2 protein-coding genes are annotated in these 2247 nt (G+C 73.6%); one reads left to right on the top strand and one right to left on the bottom strand.

Going from position 1 to position 2247, the window contains the following annotated elements; all coding sequences use genetic code 11:
* Positions 1 to 134: 134 nt before the first annotated feature.
* A complete protein-coding gene (locus VF468_25985) occupies positions 135 to 1205 on the top strand; it encodes a hypothetical protein (GenBank protein ID HEX5881738.1) in 1071 nt (356 codons plus the stop codon).
* 239 nt (positions 1206 to 1444) lie between these two features.
* Here the strand turns inward: VF468_25985 and VF468_25980 are convergent.
* Positions 1445 to 2247: DUF2637 domain-containing protein (locus VF468_25980; GenBank protein ID HEX5881737.1), on the bottom strand; the 803-nt coding region annotated here is incomplete at its 5' end.

Here is a 2247-nt window from a genome sequence, read left to right as displayed (position 1 = left end):
GCGGCCAGGGTGAAGCTTCGAGAGGGGCAGCCGCTCGTCGTAGGATGGCCTTGTAGGAAGCAGATGGGCCGCTCGGCCTCTGGATGGCGTGTCGCCGATGGCGCTGTGGGCTGGGAACCGGCGAGGTCGACCCTATGGCCTCACAGCGTGAGGTGCTGCGCGTCGGTGCCGCCGTGCTCGGGGCGGTCGCAGTGCTCGCCGTGGTGGGGCGCATCACCAGCCCCCAAGCGCCGGTGTCACGGTCGCAGCCGACGCCCACCACGACACCGGCGCCGCCCCAGCAGCTCCCCCTGCCGGATCGCTGGGCGACAGCGCAGATCGAGGTCGGCCATGGCGGTGGCCCGCTGGTGTTCGGCGCCGGCAGCCTATGGGTCGGCGCGTGGCGAGACGGCCAGGTCGTGCGGGTCGATCCGCACTCCAACCGAGTCGTCGCCCGCTTCCCAGCCGGGGGGCCGAATCCGGCTGGCCTGGCGGTCGGGGCAGGGACGATCTGGGTGGTGCATCCCGACACCGATGAGGTGGTGCGCCTTGACCCCGGGACCGGCCGAGTCGTTGCCAGGATCAAGCTCGGTCCGCTGCCGTTCCAGTTCGGGGCCGGTGATCGCCGCTTCCTGCCGTCGCTGGTGGCAGTCGGCGCGGGTGCCGGATGGGTTGGTACCGGTCGCGGTGCGGTGGCCCGCATCGATCTGGCCAGCAACCGGGTGGTCGCGGTGATCAAGCTTCGCCCTGGAAGTCCCGCGGGCATTGCGGTCGCCGGCGGGAGCGTCTGGGTCGCTGCCGGCGGCGATGGCGTGGCCCGGATCGAGGCGGCCACCAACCGGCTGCTTGGGGCCATTCGGCTCGACCTTTATGCCGACCGGGTGGCGGTCGGCAACGGGGCGATCTGGGTCGGTGGCCCAACGACCAACCCGATTGTTGAGATCGCTGGTGGGGTGGCCCGGATCGACGCCGCCACCGGCCGTGTCCGCGAGATCGTCCCAACTGGCCTCCCGATCGGCCTGGCCGCCGCCGCCGGTGCCGTCTTGATCACCGAGCCGGACACCGTTGGCGGGGCGCTGGAGTGCATCGACCCAGAGCGGCTCCCCGCAGCCATGACCCTGCAGCCCGCCCTGGGCGAGCTGGCCGTTGGCGGCGGCGCCGTCTGGGTCGCCGATCGCCGCGGGTCGTTGGTGTATCGACTGGATCCCGACCGCCTCCCGTGCTGAGCAGGGCCTCGGCGCTCACCCTTGCTCGGTGCGGGCGTCCCGCAGCAACTCATGGGCGCGGCGGCGGCTGCGGCCGGTCACCGCCACGACCTCGGCCGCGGTCACGGACGGGCCGCCTGAGCGCCCGCATCTGCTGGCGCGCATCCGCTGCGGCCGCTGGTTCCTGGTCCGCACCCGGTGTGCGGTCCTGCAGCAGGGCGAGTGTGGTCGGGCTGCGGTGGCCGTTGGCGCCCGCGAGGTCAAGCGCGGGGGCGGCCGCGCCGGTCCCGACCGCCGCGCCTGGTGTGCGGCTGGTGTGCGGCAGGCCGGTGCGGGCCACGCTCATCAGCAGCTCCAGCGCTCCCAGCAGGGCGACCGGGGGCAGGGCGGCGAACAGCTGGGCGGCCAGCCGGTCGGGGGCGTGGGCGACGTTGAGGGCGATCGAGACGGCAGTGGCGGCGGCGGCCAGGGGTCCAGGCATACCAGGGGTCACGCCAGGCGTCTCCGCGCAGGTAGCGCCAGAGGATGACCAGGCTGGCGGCGGTGGTGAAGGAGTCGACCAGCAGCGGCGCCGACCAGGCCAGCTCGGGGGGGAAGGCGGCGGTCTCGATGGCGAAGGCGCGGATGGCCTCGAAGGAGACGACGTAGGCGAGGGCGGCGATGGCCAGCACCAGGGCGGTGAGGGCGGCGACCAGGGCGACGCGGGCCGCGGCCAGCAGCCGCTCGGTGCGATCGGCCGGGTCGCCGGGGTGCGGTGGGGTGCTGTGCTGCGGTGTCGGGCTGGTTGGTGCTGCGGCTGGGCGCTGTAGGGCCCCCAGCAGCAGGGGCAGCGACCGGTGCAGCTCCCGCTGCCAGTAGGGCCAGTTGTGGATGCCTGGGCCGTAGTTGTCGAACCGGACGGGGATGCCGAGCTGACCCAGCCGCTCCACGAACGCGAGGTTCTGGGGGTACAGGGCCTGCTCGATCTGCTGGAGCTGCCCGTTGGTTGTCGGTCCGTCGAGCGGGCCGGGCTGGCCGTTGCCGACCGAGACGAACAGGCCGACCTCGCGCAGCCGGGGGGCAA

This window comes from Actinomycetota bacterium, assembly GCA_036280995.1.
In the GTDB taxonomy this organism is placed as follows: Bacteria; Actinomycetota; CALGFH01; order CALGFH01; family CALGFH01; genus CALGFH01.
This window is presented reverse-complemented; position numbering and strand designations above follow the sequence as displayed.

Bases quoted from the DNA above. Each gene is read 5' to 3' on its own strand.
- VF468_25985 (HEX5881738.1), top strand. From the start codon at position 135: ATGGCCTCACAGCGTGAGGTGCTGCGCGTCGGTGCCGCCGTGCTCGGG.